Annotated in this window: 17 protein-coding genes; 11 read left to right on the top strand and 6 right to left on the bottom strand. The window is 51.6% G+C overall.

Annotated elements, in window-relative coordinates:
- Nucleotides 1-10: 10 nt before the first annotated feature.
- Genes ABEA66_RS30105 through ABEA66_RS30095 form a run of 3 tightly spaced genes read right to left on the bottom strand, consistent with a single transcriptional unit; the run spans nucleotide 11 to nucleotide 3041 of the window.
- Entirely contained in the window at nucleotides 11-241 is a 231-nt protein-coding gene (locus ABEA66_RS30105) for a hypothetical protein (RefSeq protein WP_079914502.1), read from the bottom strand.
- Entirely contained in the window at nucleotides 238-1416 is a 1179-nt protein-coding gene (locus tag ABEA66_RS30100; RefSeq protein WP_345593431.1) for a Ger(x)C family spore germination protein, read from the bottom strand. Before ABEA66_RS30100 ends, ABEA66_RS30105 begins: the two co-directional genes overlap by 4 nt.
- Nucleotides 1416-3041: a spore germination protein gene (locus ABEA66_RS30095; RefSeq protein WP_345593429.1), complete on the bottom strand. Its 1626-nt coding sequence runs from the start codon at nucleotides 3039-3041 to the stop codon at nucleotides 1416-1418. The genes ABEA66_RS30100 and ABEA66_RS30095 overlap by 1 nt, the downstream gene beginning before the upstream one ends.
- A 181-nt stretch (nucleotides 3042-3222) precedes the next feature.
- Between ABEA66_RS30095 and cls the strand changes: the two genes are divergently transcribed.
- Nucleotides 3223-4653 carry a cardiolipin synthase gene (gene cls, locus ABEA66_RS30090; protein WP_079914499.1) on the top strand — a complete coding sequence of 477 codons (1431 nt, stop codon included), beginning with the start codon at nucleotides 3223-3225 and terminating at the stop codon, nucleotides 4651-4653.
- Nucleotides 4654-4656: 3 nt separating this feature from the next.
- Here cls and ligD read toward each other — a convergent pair whose 3' ends face one another.
- The gene (gene ligD, locus ABEA66_RS30085) at nucleotides 4657-5553 is read right to left on the bottom strand and encodes a non-homologous end-joining DNA ligase (RefSeq protein WP_345593426.1); all 897 of its coding nucleotides are present in this window, start codon (nucleotides 5551-5553) and stop codon (nucleotides 4657-4659) included.
- Nucleotides 5554-5722: 169 nt separating this feature from the next.
- Nucleotides 5723-7306: a gamma-glutamyltransferase gene (gene ggt / locus ABEA66_RS30080; protein WP_345593424.1), complete on the bottom strand. Its 1584-nt coding sequence runs from the start codon at nucleotides 7304-7306 to the stop codon at nucleotides 5723-5725.
- A gap of 249 nt (nucleotides 7307-7555) precedes the next feature.
- Here ggt and chrS point away from each other — a divergent pair, with 249 nt between their 5' ends.
- The 3 genes from chrS to ABEA66_RS30065 all read left to right on the top strand — a co-directional run bounded on the left by chrS (nucleotide 7556) and on the right by ABEA66_RS30065 (nucleotide 9649).
- Nucleotides 7556-8044: a chromate efflux transcriptional regulator ChrS gene (gene chrS / locus ABEA66_RS30075; RefSeq protein ID WP_377740848.1), complete on the top strand. Its 489-nt coding sequence runs from the start codon at nucleotides 7556-7558 to the stop codon at nucleotides 8042-8044.
- A gap of 29 nt (nucleotides 8045-8073) precedes the next feature.
- The gene (locus ABEA66_RS30070; RefSeq protein WP_079914495.1) at nucleotides 8074-8619 is read left to right on the top strand and encodes a chromate transporter; all 546 of its coding nucleotides are present in this window, start codon (nucleotides 8074-8076) and stop codon (nucleotides 8617-8619) included.
- 88 nt (nucleotides 8620-8707) lie between these two features.
- Nucleotides 8708-9649 (top strand): ATP-dependent DNA ligase, encoded by a 942-nt coding sequence (locus ABEA66_RS30065; RefSeq protein ID WP_345593418.1) that lies wholly within the window; start codon nucleotides 8708-8710, stop codon nucleotides 9647-9649.
- 107 nt (nucleotides 9650-9756) lie between these two features.
- Here ABEA66_RS30065 and ku read toward each other — a convergent pair whose 3' ends face one another.
- Nucleotides 9757-10608 carry a non-homologous end joining protein Ku gene (gene ku, locus ABEA66_RS30060; protein WP_079914493.1) on the bottom strand — a complete coding sequence of 284 codons (852 nt, stop codon included), beginning with the start codon at nucleotides 10606-10608 and terminating at the stop codon, nucleotides 9757-9759.
- Nucleotides 10609-10792: 184 nt separating this feature from the next.
- Here ku and ABEA66_RS30055 point away from each other — a divergent pair, with 184 nt between their 5' ends.
- The 7 genes from ABEA66_RS30055 (at nucleotide 10793) to tsaD (ending at nucleotide 15490) form a co-directional block, all read left to right on the top strand.
- Complete coding sequence (locus ABEA66_RS30055) at nucleotides 10793-11041, top strand: hypothetical protein (protein ID WP_345593553.1); 249 nt, start codon at nucleotides 10793-10795, stop codon at nucleotides 11039-11041.
- Between the two features lie 84 nt (nucleotides 11042-11125).
- Nucleotides 11126-11308, top strand: a complete 183-nt coding sequence (locus ABEA66_RS30050) for an H-type small acid-soluble spore protein (RefSeq protein WP_079914491.1) — start codon at nucleotides 11126-11128, stop codon at nucleotides 11306-11308.
- 225 nt (nucleotides 11309-11533) lie between these two features.
- Nucleotides 11534-12565: a thiamine-phosphate kinase gene (thiL, locus tag ABEA66_RS30045; RefSeq protein ID WP_345593415.1), complete on the top strand. Its 1032-nt coding sequence runs from the start codon at nucleotides 11534-11536 to the stop codon at nucleotides 12563-12565.
- 14 nt (nucleotides 12566-12579) lie between these two features.
- Complete coding sequence (tsaE, locus tag ABEA66_RS30040; protein ID WP_377740852.1) at nucleotides 12580-13065, top strand: tRNA (adenosine(37)-N6)-threonylcarbamoyltransferase complex ATPase subunit type 1 TsaE; 486 nt, start codon at nucleotides 12580-12582, stop codon at nucleotides 13063-13065.
- Nucleotides 13062-13892: a tRNA (adenosine(37)-N6)-threonylcarbamoyltransferase complex dimerization subunit type 1 TsaB gene (tsaB, locus tag ABEA66_RS30035; protein ID WP_345593413.1), complete on the top strand. Its 831-nt coding sequence runs from the start codon at nucleotides 13062-13064 to the stop codon at nucleotides 13890-13892. The genes tsaE and tsaB overlap by 4 nt, the downstream gene beginning before the upstream one ends.
- Before the next feature lie 15 nt (nucleotides 13893-13907).
- The gene (gene rimI / locus ABEA66_RS30030) at nucleotides 13908-14429 is read left to right on the top strand and encodes a ribosomal protein S18-alanine N-acetyltransferase (RefSeq protein WP_377740855.1); all 522 of its coding nucleotides are present in this window, start codon (nucleotides 13908-13910) and stop codon (nucleotides 14427-14429) included.
- The gene (tsaD, locus tag ABEA66_RS30025; protein ID WP_345593411.1) at nucleotides 14426-15490 is read left to right on the top strand and encodes a tRNA (adenosine(37)-N6)-threonylcarbamoyltransferase complex transferase subunit TsaD; all 1065 of its coding nucleotides are present in this window, start codon (nucleotides 14426-14428) and stop codon (nucleotides 15488-15490) included. The genes rimI and tsaD overlap by 4 nt, the downstream gene beginning before the upstream one ends.
- The last annotated feature ends 273 nt before the right edge of the window (nucleotides 15491-15763 follow it).

Genomic DNA, 15763 nt, shown 5'->3' with positions numbered 1-15763 from the left:
ATAGGTTGCTTCATCGCGGTATTATCGAATATACCCATGGCGATACTTTGTGAATAAAAAAACTGGTCGGCATGGGCAGCGCCACTCCCAGCAGGGTGCATAGGTAGACGGCGGCGGTTACGGCAAAGCTGCAGTGGTAAAACCAGCGAATGGATTTTTTTTGCTTTTTCAACTTGCGAAGATCAAATAAAAAGGTAATCACCATGATCAAGAGAAGGGAACACATAAAAATGTTATTCATTTGGAACGGCTCTCCTTCGTGACGTTTTGGTAGATTAAGCCGGTTTCGATCAGCTTGCTGTTGATGGTAATGTCGAACTCGGCGTCCTTCATAGGCTTTGGCCAGTCCTTTGCATAATGGTTTTTCCATTCGTCAGGGAAGCTCCTCCATACGTAAGTGCCGAATTGAACGGAATCCACACCGTTCTTTATGCATTTTTGGATGACCTTCTCCATCGCCTTTTTCATATAGTCATTCAGCATTCTTTCGACCTTCTCGGCATTGCGCGTCTGACTGAGGTCCATCTGCAATTCGTCCTCCAGCAGAACCGCCTTGGCTTGGGTTTGAATACTGAAGCGAAGCCGCTGACCCTGGGTGGAAGGCCGGATTTTCGTTTTGATTTCATACATACGTAAACCGATCCCCCCTTTTTGTTGGGGCGTCGGCGTTAGCGTTACCGTAGTCTTGATGGATTCATTCCTCAGCCACGAGAAGCCCTGCGATTCTTCGCCCTCGATCGTATCGATCATTTTGTCGTCCTTGAATTGGGCATATCCCTTCACTTCGATCTCTTTGGATTTTTTGTCGCTCTTCTCGGATTCCTTCGTCACCATATAGACCATGACCGGATCGCTTCCGGGAGCATTCAGGGCAACGCCAACATCCTTCATGTTCATATCGATGACATTGCCCGCCTTGGCAAGCTCCCGGATGACTTCGGAAGGAAACCGCTCGAATTTGGGATGGGCCCTTAGCAGATCATAAGCCTTGCCTTTGGTAGCCACGAGGTAGGACGACATCCGGTTCTCCGAATTGCGCGGGGAGGAATCGAACAGGTCTCGGATGCCTTTTCTGGCGACGTCTTCGCCTATGATCAGCGTTCGGCGGTGGCCGAAGAACATGCGGCGGGACATCCGCTCCTGCAGTCTTGCCTGGGCTTCCCGGAACGTATTGCCGGACTCGGAGTCGAGGTAATAGCTCTTTTCTCCGCCTGTTCCGCCGCCTCCCCCTGTAGCTCCACCCATTTGGCCCGTAAGCGGGACCATAACGGTAATTCGAATTTTGCCGTCCGGCTCCAGGTCCACAGCGGAGGATAAGACAAAGGCAACGTCGTTGATCTCCGTTCGGTCCCAGCAGCCGGGCAGGAGGAGAAGGGAGAGGGCTAGAAGAAAGCAGCGGGCATAGCGCCGTCTCATTATTGAACGTCTCCTTTGTTTTTGTCTTTGTGCTCAATGCTCATACCCCGTTGTCCGCCCTGCTCTTTGATCTCATTGGCAGCATCGTCTCCCTGCCTGATGGAATCCTTCACGGATAAAAAGGCCGGCCTGTTTTTCATAGTCCACCAAGGGGCGCGGATCATATTATCCTTCAAGTCGTTAGACGAGAGAGGACCATAGGGGGAAAGGTATGGAATCCCGAAAGTCCGCAAATTAGCCATATGACCCAGAATGAGCATGACGCAGACCAGAATGCCGAACAGACCGAAGGTGGCTGCTGCGAACATGATGGGAAAGCGCAGAATCCGAATCGCTATCGCTGCGTTAAAGCGGGGAATGGTAAAGGACGCAATCCCTGTCAAGGATACGACGATAACCATCGGAGCGGATACGATACCCGCCTGAACCGCAGCTTGCCCGATGACCAGCGCTCCCAGGATACTGACAGCGGAGCCGATCGTTTTGGGCAGGCGAATACCGGCTTCCCTGAGCGCCTCGAACACGGCCTCCATAATGAACGCTTCAACCACGGCCGGAAACGGAATAGCTTCCCTTGACGCAGCGACAGACAGAAGAAGCGACGTCGGCAGCAGATCCTGATGGAAGGTGGTGAAGGCCACATATAAGCCTGGGGTCAGCAGTGACAGAATAAGCAGGGAATACCGCAGCCAGCGGATCAGGGTCATGATCTGGAACCGCTCGTAATAATCCTCCGTCGCATGCAGCGCCTCCGCAAATACGAAAGGGACAAGCAGCACGAAGGGGGTTCCGTCGACGATAATGCCTATCCGTCCTTGAAGCAGAGCCGAGGCGACCATATCCGGACGTTCCGTGTACTGCACTTGGGGAAAAGGGGAATAGGCGGAATCCTGAATGAATTCCTCCAGATATCCCGTTTCCAGTACCGCATCGATATCGATCTTCTCCAGCCGGGCTAAGACCTCATCAACCAAATTCGGATCGGCCAGATCCTCCATGTACGTAATAACAATGCTCGTATTGCTCTCGCGACCCAGTGTCATCGGCTTCATTTTTAGTCTTGGCGTTTTGAGCTTCCTGCGGACCATGGAAGTATTCGTGCGCAAATTTTCAACGAAGCCCTCACGGGGTCCGCGAATGACGGATTCCGTCTCCGGCTCCTGGATAGAGCGCTTTTCCATTCCGCGAATCCCCATCATCAGCGCTTCCTTGTTCCCGTCGACGATGAGACCCGCATCCCCGCCCAATACGGATGTCAGGAGGGTTTTGTATTCGCAGGATTTCTGTACTTGTGTCACCGGCAGAGTTGTTTCTATAATTCGGTCGATTTGCCGTTCCTCGCCCTCCAGTATCATGAGAGCTTTCATGGCCTCGTTCGCAAATTCCGTATTGACCATGCCATCTATAAAAAACAAGAGTGCTTTCGCGCTATGCTCAATGTCGAATTCCCTGATAACGAAATCCGAGCAGTCATCAAAGAGATTGTTCAAAAAGGCTTTGTTTTCTTCTAATGAAAGAAATACCGGTACCGATTTAAGCTCGTCGATAAACTGATAATCGAAATTTTGCTGCTTTTGACCTTCGGTCTTATCGGCTTTTTTAGTTTTGCTTCTCGATCCCAGCATGACGGCCTCCTTCTTAAGTCTTACAGGCATCTTTCGTTTATTTTTCTCAAAAAAGGAATTTTTATTAATGGATTAGGAAAGTTTGCCTTCATTTCTGAATAGCCCCAAAAGGAACGGATTACAATAGTATCGTATTGGATCGTTATGGCTGGCTAACCTAGAGGAGGGAGGGACGGTAACCGTGATATGGTTAGTTGCCGCGCTGCTGCTGTTTATTTTTCAGATCATTACGATTTTGTTCCATGAGTTCCGATATCCGTCCAAGACCGTAGCGTGGCTCGTCATTTTATTTATATTTCCAATTATTGGATTTGTTATGTACTACTTTTTGGCCAAGGAGTATACTCATCGCAAAAAAGCCCGCCGCCGAGGGCTGCGATACATGATGGAACCCCGTCATGAAGGGAGAAGGTATGCATCCGTACAATCCTCAGAGGAAGTGCCTCAGCCGGAAGGGCTATGCAGAGAGCCAAGGCTTCATGCTTTGTTGAATAATATTCCGAGCTCTTCGGTGACCCGTCAAAACGAGGTTCGGGTGCTGACCAACGCGGATATGGCCTATGAAGCGATACTACATGCGATCGAACAAGCGCGTTTGTATGTTCATTTCGAATTTTATACGATTCGTCACGATGAAACCGGGAGAACATTTCAGCAGCTTCTCATTCGCAAAGCGCAGGAGGGTGTGAAGGTCCGGTGCATCTTTGACGGGATCGGCAGCTATCAGCTCGAGAACCGGTTTTTGAACGAGCTGCGCAGCGCGGGGGTGGAAGCCTACATTTTCTTGCCGCCGCTCATCGCGTTCTTCGATAAAAGAATGAATTATCGCAATCATCGCAAAATTGTCGTCGTTGACGGGATTAAAGGGTATCTTGGAGGCATTAACATAGGGAATGAATATTTGGGAGGAAATCCGGATCTCGGTTTTTGGAGAGATACTCACCTGGAGCTGATAGGGGACGCAGTGTATTCGCTGCAGTATACCTTTTTGAACGATTGGCAGTTTGTCAGCGGCAAGCAGCTGACGGATTCGATCCTGTTTCCCGAGCACGATAACACCGGCACGAAGCAGGTACAGATTATCAGCAGCGGTCCGGATGCGCATTGGGATGCCATCTTGGAGATGTACTTTGGAGCCATCACAACGGCCAAGAAACGCATCTTCATTACAACCCCTTATTTTGTTCCCGACCCGAGCATCAGCATGGGACTGAAAACCGCGGCTATAAGCGGCGTGGATGTCAAGATCATTTATCCGTCGCGTCCGGACTCCAAGGTCGTCAACTATGCTTCGCTCTCGTACTTTGAAGAGCTGATGCAGGCCGGGGTCCGCTTCTATTCCTATGAGAAGGGCTTCATGCATGCCAAAGTCATCATTATCGATGATATTTTGGCCTCCGTAGGGACCGCGAATATGGATATGCGCAGCTTCTTCAGCAATTTTGAAATGAACGCGGTGCTGTTCGATAAGGAATCGATTCAGCGTCTCGAGTCGGATTTTCTCCAGGATTTGAAGGACAGCAAAGAGCTGAAGCTCGAGGTATTCGAGAAGCGGCCGCGGATGCAAAAGGGAAAGGAATTGATTGCGAGACTGCTGTCTCCGCTGTTTTGACGGCTACTTGGATTGGATAAAGGACAGCACTTGATCCAAATTTTGCGGTGGTACCCGCTGGATAAGGTCGCCTTGCTCCTGAAGGCGCTGCTCGATCGTAAGCAAGGTGAACTCGCGGGGATCGCAGCGCCGGGCAACCTCTTCCCAATGAAGCGGGGTGGAGACAGTAGCGTCTCTTCTTGCCCGAGGGGTGTAGGGAGCGGAGAGCGTCTTGCCATACCAGTGCTGCAAATAATCAAAGTAGATCAAGGTGCCGCGATCCTTCTTCAATCGTTCGATCGTAAATAAACGGGGATGCTTTTGGACGGCAAACGAAGCGACAAAGAGGCCGATTTTGCGCAGCTGCTCGAAGGTGTATTTGCGCTCAATGGGCACATAGATCTGGACTCCGGTCGCACCGGAGGTTTTGGGAATGGAACGAATATTCATCTTGTCCAGTGTCTCGCCAACCACTTCTGCCGCCTCCATAATGCGAGGCTCAGGGTCCAAGGTAGGATCGATATCGATCAGCCATTCCTCAGGCATCTGCTCGCCGATTCGGTGAAACGAAGGATGGAATTCCAGACAGGCCAGGTTGCCAAGCCACAGCAGGGTTGGAACGGAGTCGAGATGCACGTAGTTAATGCCGTCGAGTTCCGCCGTTTTGACAAAATGGGGGATGGGCTCGGGGGCGTTTTTTTGATAAAACGATTTATCGGCATAACCGTTCGGATAACGAATCGTCGTCAAATACCGGTTGCGCGTATACTCCAGCAAATAGGGAGCAAGCTTCAGCAGCTTCTCCAGGTACATAATTTTGGTGATACCCATCTCCGGCCACAGCAGCTTATTCGGATTCGTAATCGTGATTTCTTCTCCTTCAATGATAACGGTCCCTTTATTCTTGGATGCGGTTGCCATTGGATTTCCCCCTCATAAAGGTATATATAGAGTCTTTAGCTTCGTCAGGAATCAAGGTTTAACCCTATTATGGTCGTCGGGAGACGAATCCAAACATAAGGGAGGAGGAGGCCCGGCCATGATAAAAAGACCGGGGATCGCTGCGCGGCAATCCATCCGGTCTACGGGTTTACCATCCAATGCTGAGCCCGTCGCTGCGGGGATCGGCGCCTCCATGGAGGAAGCCATGCTCGTCGATGCGTATGGCATGGGCATGTCCCATGGCGGGATCATAATCACGCACTCTGCGGACCTCATGCCCAGCCTTCCCCAGACGCATAGCGACCCCGGAATCGATCCGGCTTTCGAGCTTCAGCTCCTGCGTCGCATGGCCCCAGGTGCGCCCCCATACGAAGCGCGGTGCGCTGACGGCTTCCTGCGGGCTCATTCCGTAGTCGATCATCCGGGTTATGATGGCCGTCTGGGTCTGCGGCTGGCCTTCCCCGCCTTGGGTTCCGTACAGAATGGCCGGCTTTCCGTTCCTGCAGGCCATTGCGGGCATGAGAGTATGGAAGGACCGCTTGTTGGGCTGCAGGGAGTTGATATGCCCCGGGTCCAGCGAGAAGAACGAGCCGCGGTTTTGCAGTAATATGCCTGTATTCCCGGCTACGACTGCCGACCCGAATTCAAAGTACAGGCTTTGGATAAAGGAGACGGCATTTCCTTCCTCGTCCACGACGGCGGCATAGGCCGTATCGCTCCCCATAGGCCGGGCTTCTTCGGGAATCATTGCCTGATCCATTGAAATGGCGTCGTACAATCTCTTGGCATAGGCCGGGTCCAGCAGCTCATCAAGCGGGATGTGGCTGAAATCGGGATCGGTCAACACGGCGTTTCGGTCTACGAAGCTTCTTTTCAAGGCTTCAACCAGCAGGTGGTAATATTCGTAGGAGCCGTGCTCAATCGTTTGCAAATCGCAATGCTCCAGAATGTTCAGGGCCATCAGGCCGACGAAGCCCTGCGAATTCGGCGGAACCTGGTACATGGTGTACCCTCTGTACGTACTTGAGATCGGGGTCACCCAGTTGCCGCGGTGAGCCGCCAAATCCTCCAGAGTCAGCATCCCGCCTTCCCTGGCAAGGAAATCCGCGATAGCATGAGCCAGCTTTCCCGTATAAAATGCATCCCTTCCGCGGTCCGCAATTTCACGCAGGCTGTCGGCCAGACGGCTTTGAACAAAGCGTTCTCCCGGCAAAGGGACTCGCTGGTTAGGAGTATAAATATCGGACGTATAAGGCATTCCTGCGAGCAGCTCAAAATGGTTCAGAGTATGCTTGTACTGGTCCTTCGTCATCGGAAAGCCTTCAGCGGCATAGGTGATAGCAGGCTCAAGCACCTCCGATAGGGGTAGCCTTCCGTGTTCGCGGAGGATTGCATCCCAGCTGTCCACCATGCCGGGGACCGTGATAGCGCTGCGAATGCCCCGATAAGGAATGCTCGTCTCGCCCGCATAAGACGACAGGCTGACGTTAAAGCCCGAGCGGCCGCTGCCATTATAGGCTTTTACCATTTGCTCCCGGCTGTTGTAGCATAACCAGAAGGAATCGCCGCCGATTCCTGTCATATGAGGGTAGACTACAGCCAGGCATGCGCTAACGGCGACCGCGGCGTCATAGGCGTTGCCTCCCTGCTGAAGCATACGGCTGCCAGCCATAGATGCTAAATAATGGGGGCTTACCACCATGGTTTTGGTTCCAACGACAGATGGGTTCATAAGGTCAATCTCCTTTACAGTAGAATGAGTGCTGTTTGATGCAAGAGGAAAGGACTATGTATTTAACGGTTTAGCAAGCCGTAATAAGTTATGTTAAACATTAACATAATTCATATTTAACGGACAACAAGATTTTTTCGTTTTGAAGGTTATTTTGTTTACAGTACATCGTATGATAGATATAATTGGATTTATTCTTGCGTTTCGTTATTGAATTTGTTTGTTTATATTTCGAAATGAAAGTGGTGAATGATAGTGGATCAGCAGGACGCTCCTATTCCATCCGTCGTTGAACTGGACGAATATGACCGCAAAATATTAGAAGCGCTTCACGATAACGGAAGAATATCTTATACCGATTTGGGTCGGGACATCGGTCTTTCCCGGGTTGCCGTGCAAGCGAGGATCAGCTCGCTAATGGAGCAGGGAGTGATTGAGAAGTTTACGGCCGTGATCAACCCCGGAAGAATCGGTATGAGTGTATCCGCCTTCTTTAATGTGGATATTGAGCCTCAGCATTTACAGGAGGTCGCCGAGAAGCTGTCCCAGGAGACGGAGGTCACGAGCTTGTACCATATGACCGGACCGAGCAAGCTGCATATGCACGGGCTATTTAAGGATTTTCAGCAGATGGAGTCTTTCCTTGTGGAGAAGCTGTATACGATGCCGGGGATCATGAGCGTAGACTGCCAAATGCTGATCAAACGGTATAAAAGCCGGATGGGAATGAAGCTTTAAGCTATTGGGGAAAGAGGAGAAACAAAGCTATGTGGACAACATTATGGAACCTGTTTATCGCCTTCGGAAGAGCGACGATGCTCGGTTACGGCGGAGGACCGTCGATTATTCCGTTGTATCAGAATGAAGTAGTACGAATGGGGTGGATGAGTCCGGAGGAATTCGGGAATGCCTTGGCTTTCGGCAACGCCTTGCCCGGACCGATCGCTACGAAGCTCGCAGCCTATATCGGATATAAAATAGCAGGCTGGCTGGGCGCATTCGTGGCGCTCTCCGCCGTTGTCATGCCGACGGCACTGCTGATGGTGGCGTTAGTAGGCGTGATGATGAAGCTGCAAAATAACCCCATCATACGGGGCATGATCAAAGGAGTGCAGCCGGTCATTTTCGTCATGATGGCGATGCTTGCCTTCGATTTTGCCAAATATGTATTCAAGCCTAGTGAGGATGTCATCAGCTTCCTGCCTTTCCTGCTGGGTGCAGGCTACTTTATCATGGTTCAATATTTGAACATCAATGCGGCTTGGGGAATCGTGGCCTCCTTGGTTATAGGGGCTATCTTTTTCAGGGGCTAGGCTACAGGAGCAAGGATCGAGCCGATAACGGAATGATCCGGATAAGGTTTGCCCATACTTGGAATAACCAGTTTATCCGGAGGTAGCTATGCGACTAGAACCGATTATTCCTTTCGAGCCGATCACAACTGATAAGCTCCCAACGGGAGATGAATGGATCGCCCAGGTCAAATGGGACGGTGTCCGCATGCTCGCTTATTATGACGGAGCCGAGACGAAATTGGTCAATCGCAGGCTTCATGAAAGGACCATGCAGTACCCCGAGCTTCTTGACCTAAAGGCATACTGCTCGGCGGAATCGGTCATACTGGACGGGGAGATCGTAGCTCTGGAAGGAATGAAGCCATCGTTTCACCAGGTCATGAAGCGTGACGGCCTGCGCAGCGAGCAGAAGGTCCGTATGGTGCAGCCCCATATTCCGATTGTGTATATGATATTTGATATTTTGTTCGTGAACGGGGAATGGGTGACCGGGCAAAGCCTGCACCAGCGCCAGCGGCTGTTGGAGCAGTACGTACATCCTGTACCTCAAGTACAACTAGTGCCGAGCTATAAGGAAATCAGCGGACTGTATGAGGTCGTCAAACAGCATCAGCTTGAGGGCATTGTATGTAAGGATTTGAACAGCAATTATGCCATCCGCGGGAAAGACAAGCGCTGGGTGAAGAAGAAGCTGTTCCAGGATACGATTGCCGTTGTTGGCGGAGTCACTTATAGAGCCGGCACAGTGAATGCACTTCTGCTCGGGCTATACGATAAGGAAGGAAGGCTCTGGTACATCGGCCATGCAGGCGCTGGCAAAATGACGGTGCAGGATTGGAGAGATGTAACGGAGAAAGCGGAGAAGCTCCGTGTTCCAAGCAAGACGTTCGTGAATAATCCGGAACGAAGCAAGGATGCCGTCTGGATGGAACCGGTGCTTACCGTGAAGGTGCATTTTATGGAATGGACCCATAACGGGACGCTGCGGCAGCCAAGCATACAATCGTTTGTTGATGTGTCCCCTAAGGACTGCAAGCTGGAGGAATAGAACAAAGCCGACATTCGGTGCAACTGCGGAGTGTCGGCTTTTTGCTGCTCAGTGAGCCATAATATTCACGCTCTAGAATCAGGAGATAGCATATCTTAATCGTTTGATTAAGAAACCGTCTCTTCCTTTACCTTCTTCTTTGCTTTCGGCTTTTTTTCCTTTGCCGCAGGGGGAGCGTCCGTCTCAGGCACCGGCTTCATAGCATCCAGGCTGGCCTGCAGCGCCGACATCAGATCAATAACATTTGTTTTATGAGGCTCTGGAGCCACGCTGACCTGCTGGCCGTTGACTTTTTGCTCGATAGCGCGAAGAACGGCTTCACGGTAATCGTCTTTGTACTTCTCCGGTTCAAAAGGAGTCGACAGCTGTTCGATCAGCATTTTGGCCATTTGCAGCTCTTTGTCGTTCACATTGATTTGTTCGGGCAGGTTCGGAACCTGATCGATCGACCGGATTTCATCAGGGAAAAAGATCGTCTCCATAGCGATACAGTTATCGATCACACGTATAGCGGCCAGGCTGCTTTTCGAACGGATGGATACTTTGGCGATGCCGATTTTGCCGCTCTGTCTCATCGCTTCCAGCAGAAGGTTATAAGCGTTGCCGCCGGTTTCGTTCGGGGCCAGGTAGTACGTTTTTTGAAAATAAATCGGATCGATATCGGTCAGCTGAACAAAATCAAGAATCTTGATTTCCTTGGTCACCTCGCCGTTCAGCTTCTCCAGCTCGTCCTTCTCGAATAAGACGAAGGCTCCCGGCTCGTACTCGTAGCCTCTCGCGATTTCCTCCCATTGCACCTCGCGCTCGCAGGTCATGCATTTCCTTACAAAGTTGAGCGGCGTCGTACACTCCTTATGAATGTAGCGCATGGAGATATCCTTGTCCTCCGTTGCAGAAAACATTTTGACCGGGACGTGCACCAGGCCGAAGCTGATAGCTCCTTTCCATACCGTATGCATCTTTTTCCCTCCTTAAAATGATAGGCTATACCAAATAAACTGGTTGCAAATTCCAATCCGTGTCCTCTAATTGACAGTATCCCCAAATTGGCAATTTTATATGAATGAACGGGGCAATTGTAGGGACATGCTACAAATAAGCCGAAATGGCAAACATCACTGCCGACAAAGGAGGAGCCCATTTATGGAGAATAACAAGAGCCCGTTAGCGGGAGATGCCGCTCAGGAGCAAGGTGCGACCGCGTCCAACGAACCGGAAGGTTCGAGCGCAACCGATGCGCTTCACCAAGGCCGGGATGATTATTTTATGGATATTGACCGGATGGTCAATGAAGGCTTGGGCGGCGGCTACGTCAGCTTAAAAAACGGCTTGATCGAAGAATCCACTACCGATACGATGGATCACCCGGAGTCGGTGCTGCACGAGGAATAATTGGAGTCGTTGCGGAAGGAAGATCCGCTTTAAGCTCCATCTCTGCCGACAAATGAATATAGACCCGAGGGGGTGTAATTCTGGATGAAACTGTATCGTGCTCAAGAAATATTAAAGTCCGAAGAAAAAATCGATGTCGAGCTGAACGGAATCTCCGTCTGGATTGACAGTGTAGACCCTGAAAAGGAAACGGCCAAGGTTCATGTAGAGCTCCAACCTGCGGATTCCCGTGTTGTTCCGGTTGATCAGCTTCAAGAAGTTCAATAAAGGTAGTCCCTGCCTCCAAGTGCTCTTGTGCTTGGGGGTTGTTTTTTTTGATGGGGTACATGCAAAGATATATTCGTCAAAAATGGATTCCCTTCATTCGATCTACCTGCCAAGAAGAGGCGATACGTTGAATTCCTATGTTCGGGGTATGCATAGAGGCCTATATTGCTACGTATAGGGGAGAGGGCTATAATAGGGAGAATACGGTACGGAGGCGGTCTTGGATTGAGTTCTTTGGACGAATTTGCACTAATTCACAGATTGACGCAGGGCAAGCAGTCACCTGCCTTTCAACAGGCCGGCGGCGTAGAGATCGGGATTGGGGACGACGCGGCGGTAGCCCATCTAACTCCCGGATGCCAGCTTGTTATGACCTGCGATACGATGACGGAGGAAATCCACTTTAAGCAGATTACCATGCGCAATCAGGATATCGGTTATAAGGCGATGGCTGCAGCCGTAAGCGATATTGCCGCGATGGGCTCGATGCCCCGGTATGCTTTGGTCGCGGTAAGCTTTCCTAAGGAGACGTCGCAAGCTCGCATAGAGGAGATCTATGAAGGATTGTACGAATGTGCGAATCGTTGGAGTGTCGTCATCGTGGGAGGAGATACTACGTCCTCTATTGGAGGGATTACCGTGTCGGTAACCGTACTGGGCGAGGTAGAGACCGGCAAAGCCTTGCTGCGATCCTCGGCGAAGCCCGGGGATGTGCTCTTCATTACAGGAGAGCTGGGGCGGTCAGCGGCGGGGCTGGATTTTCTGCTCACGCAAAGCATTCCCGCGAAGCAGTGGGAGGAAAGACTGGATTGGAGGAACCGGCAATCGCTTATCCAGGCTCATTGCAGACCGGATCCCCAGATAGAAGCGGGGCGGCTGCTGCAGCAATCCGGCGTGTGCCATGCGTTGAATGATGTCAGCGACGGCTTGGCCAGCGAAGCGTGGGAAATTGCCGAAGCTTCCAATGCAGGGATCGATCTTATCGAAGATCGGATTCCAATAAACGGCGAGCTTATGGACTATGCTCTTCAGGCGGGCAAGGATCCTCTAGACTTCATCCTGTTCGGAGGCGAGGATTACCAGCTTGTAGGGACCATGCCGGCGGAGCATGCCGCGGCGATGCAGATGAAATTTAAAGAGGCGGGTCTCGAGCTTTTTATTATTGGTTATGTGAACGGCGAAACGAAGGGAGTCCGTCTTGTGCAAAGCAGCGGGTCCGTTCTGCCTATTGAGAAAAAAGGGTATAATCATTTTTGAAGGGGTGGAATCCAGTGACCGAATCGGCCTCCTACATATTTCATGCGGATAATTTGGACCGGACCGCGCACCTTGCGGTGAGCCTTGCCCGCTATTTTGAGCCGGGCACCGTCATTACGCTGGACGGAGACCTCGGTGCTGGGAAAACGGCGTTTTCCCAGGCGGTGGCCAGAGCAATAGGAGTTCAGCATGTAGTGAATAGTCCTACATTTACTATTATTAAAGAATATGAAGGGAATCATCTCCCTTTTTATCATATGGATGTGTACCGCTTATCTCAGGAGGAGGCGGATGAGCTCGGCTTGGACGAGTACTTTTACGGGGAGGGCGTCACTTTAGTGGAGTGGTCTTCGCTTATTGTTGATTTGCTGCCCCCGGATAGACTCTCCATATCGATTGAGCATGCCGGAGAGACGGAACGGGTGTTCCGGTTAATCCCCCATGGGCAGCCTTATGTACGGTGGTGCACAGAATTAAAGGAGAACGGAACGTTGCTATGACGAATACAATGAATGCTTTACAAGGCACCTTGCTTGCCATTGATACGTCAACCAGCTCGATGTCGCTTGCTCTTGTACGCGGGAATGAGCTGCTTGGCGAAATCAATTCCAAGGCGGAGCGGAATCACTCCATACATTTGCTCCCGCAAATTCAGCAGCTCTTGACTTCAGCAGGCTTGTCGGCCAAAGAGCTGGATGCATTCGGAGTCGGCGTTGGTCCGGGTTCTTATACCGGCGTGAGGATCGGCGTGACAGCGGCCAAAACTTTTGCCTGGACGCACGGAATGGCGCTGCTGGCGGTTTCCAGCCTGGAGACCATGGCGCTGGGCGCGGCAGAAGCTTATTTAACTGGCGGTATCGCCGATGCGGATGGTAATGAGCCTATTCTCAGCGCTCTGGAAACAGTCAGGAATCAGGGGAAAACGGTATGGGTTGTTCCTATGATTGAGGCGCGGCGCGGACAAGCTTTTACAGGCTTGTACCAGGCATCGGGACAAGGATGGAGCTGCCTCGAATCCGACAGCATCCGTTTAATGTCCGCATGGACGGAACAGCTGCTTGAGAGAGCGCTATCCAGTCAGGAAATCAAACCGGATTGTATTGTTTTTGCCGGGGAGACGAAGCTGCACGAGGAAACGCTGCAGCGTTTTTTTGCCGGATGGCAGGGAGAGTCGGCCGAGCTTCCACATGAGATCCGAGCGCGGCATCTAGCGGAGCTGGCAAGGGCACGCTGGGCGGAAGGACGCACAGAGGCGCCGCATGGGCTTGTACCCAACTATACGCAGCTGCCTGAAGCAGAAGTCAAATTAATGGCTCAAAAATCGTAAGGGAGGCTTCACGGATTGGATCGACAAGAGCACAGAGATGAAGCCACGAATCATTTGGAGTTCCGCTCCATGCAAATGGATGATATTCCAGCCATATGCGAAATAGAGCAGGAGGCGTTCACGACGCCCTGGACGGCGGGAGCATTTCAGAATGAGCTGACAAACAATCAGTTTGCCCGTTACATGGTTATGGAATGCGACGGCGAGATTGCAGGCTATGGCGGGATGTGGCTTATTATGGAGGAAGCCCATGTAACGAACGTAGCGGTCAGGAAAAAATACCGCGGCCAAAAGCTCGGAGAACGGCTGATGCGCGAGCTGCAAAAAACCGCCAGCTTCTTCGGCGCTGTCCGCATGACATTGGAGGTGCGCCCTTCGAATCAGGTCGCTATCAACCTGTATGAAAAGCTGGGCTTTTATTCTGTAGGCTTAAGGCGAGGCTATTATACGGATAATAGGGAAGATGCGATGATTATGTGGGCCGATCTGCCGAAATATCATCATAATTTGAATGAATTAACAGGGGATTTGTCATGAAAATAAATGATTCGTTGGAGCAGGGCGAACAACTCTCCCAACAGAAACCGACTTATATATTGGCGATTGAAACCAGCTGCGACGAGACCTCGGTGGCTATCGTTCAGGACGGGACTGCCATTTTGTCCAACGTAGTATCCAGTCAGATCGAAACGCATAAGCGATTCGGAGGGGTTGTTCCTGAGGTCGCGTCCAGACAGCATGTCGAGAACATCACCTGGATCATAGAGCAGGCGTTCGAGGAGGCGAAGCTTCGACCGTCCGATTTGTCAGCGATTGCCGTCACCCAAGGACCGGGCATGGTCGGCGCCCTGCTGGTCGGGCTCGTGGCCGCCAAGTCCTTGGCCTGCGCCTTGGAGCTTCCTTTGATCGGCGTTCATCATATCGCCGGACATATTTATGCCAACCAGCTCGTTCATGAGCTGCAGTATCCGTTCGTTACTCTTGTTGTATCCGGCGGGCATACGGAGCTGGTATACGTAGAATCCGAGGGCCGCTTTCGCATTATCGGCCAAACCCGGGACGATGCCGCCGGCGAAGCTTACGACAAGGTAGCGCGCGCTCTTAAGCTGCCCTACCCTGGCGGGCCTCATATCGACCGGCTGGCCCATGAAGGGGAAGAGGCGGTGCCTCTTCCGCGCGCCTGGCTGGAGCCGGATTCGTACGATTTCAGCTTCAGCGGGCTGAAATCGGCTGTGTTGGCCGTGCTGAACCAGGCCAACATGAAGGGCCAGCAGCTTGCGCCGCAAGCTGTAGCGAAGGGCTTTCAGGACTCGGTTATCGATGTCCTGGTGGAGAAATCGATCCGCGCCGTCCAGGCCTACGGCGCGAAGCAGCTGCTGTTGGCGGGCGGGGTCGCCGCCAACAAGGGACTCCGGCAGCGCCTCGCCGAGCGCTGCGCAGAGATAGGCGTGCCGCTGCTGGCGCCTCCTATGAGTCTCTGCACCGACAACGCCGCGATGATCGCGGCCGCCGCTTTCCTGAAGTGGCGGCGGGGACAATTCTCGGCCTTGGATATTACGGCCGATCCTATGCTTAAGCTGGAGGAATGGTCTGTATAGAATGCATCCGCCGAGTCTGGTTGACTTGGCGGATGCATTTGTTTGTATCCAAAACTCACAGCTGGGATAAATTTCAAAACAAATTAAGCTTGCAATTGCCGCCGGAATTTGATACATTACTACTTGTCGCTTTTGAGACAAGCACTTTTGAAGAATTAACTAAATAAATTCCAAAAAAAGTACTTGCAATGAAGTAGACGAATGTGATATATTAATCAGGTCGCTTTTGACGGATGTCGAAAACGAACGAAGATTGTCCTTTGAAAACTGAAC

This window comes from Paenibacillus vulneris (assembly GCF_039543185.1).
Taxonomy (GTDB): Bacteria; Bacillota; Bacilli; order Paenibacillales; family NBRC-103111; genus Paenibacillus_S; species Paenibacillus_S vulneris.
This window is presented reverse-complemented; position numbering and strand designations above follow the sequence as displayed.

What these genes read in the sequence shown, in the direction of transcription:
- ku (WP_079914493.1), bottom strand. Translation starts at nt 10,608, where the DNA reads ATGCATACGGTATGGAAAGGAGCTATCAGCTTCGGCCTGGTGCACGTC.
- tsaB (WP_345593413.1), top strand. Translation starts at nt 13,062, where the DNA reads ATGACGAATACAATGAATGCTTTACAAGGCACCTTGCTTGCCATTGAT.
- tsaD (WP_345593411.1), top strand. Translation starts at nt 14,426, where the DNA reads ATGAAAATAAATGATTCGTTGGAGCAGGGCGAACAACTCTCCCAACAG.
- ABEA66_RS30070 (WP_079914495.1), top strand. Translation starts at nt 8,074, where the DNA reads ATGTGGACAACATTATGGAACCTGTTTATCGCCTTCGGAAGAGCGACG.
- ABEA66_RS30105 (WP_079914502.1), bottom strand. Translation starts at nt 241, where the DNA reads ATGAATAACATTTTTATGTGTTCCCTTCTCTTGATCATGGTGATTACC.
- ggt (WP_345593424.1), bottom strand. Translation starts at nt 7,306, where the DNA reads ATGAACCCATCTGTCGTTGGAACCAAAACCATGGTGGTAAGCCCCCAT.
- ABEA66_RS30050 (WP_079914491.1), top strand. Translation starts at nt 11,126, where the DNA reads ATGAAACTGTATCGTGCTCAAGAAATATTAAAGTCCGAAGAAAAAATC.
- ABEA66_RS30095 (WP_345593429.1), bottom strand. Translation starts at nt 3,041, where the DNA reads ATGCTGGGATCGAGAAGCAAAACTAAAAAAGCCGATAAGACCGAAGGT.
- ABEA66_RS30055 (WP_345593553.1), top strand. Translation starts at nt 10,793, where the DNA reads ATGGAGAATAACAAGAGCCCGTTAGCGGGAGATGCCGCTCAGGAGCAA.
- ABEA66_RS30065 (WP_345593418.1), top strand. Translation starts at nt 8,708, where the DNA reads ATGCGACTAGAACCGATTATTCCTTTCGAGCCGATCACAACTGATAAG.
- chrS (WP_377740848.1), top strand. Translation starts at nt 7,556, where the DNA reads ATGATAGTGGATCAGCAGGACGCTCCTATTCCATCCGTCGTTGAACTG.
- ligD (WP_345593426.1), bottom strand. Translation starts at nt 5,553, where the DNA reads ATGGCAACCGCATCCAAGAATAAAGGGACCGTTATCATTGAAGGAGAA.
- ABEA66_RS30100 (WP_345593431.1), bottom strand. Translation starts at nt 1,416, where the DNA reads ATGAGACGGCGCTATGCCCGCTGCTTTCTTCTAGCCCTCTCCCTTCTC.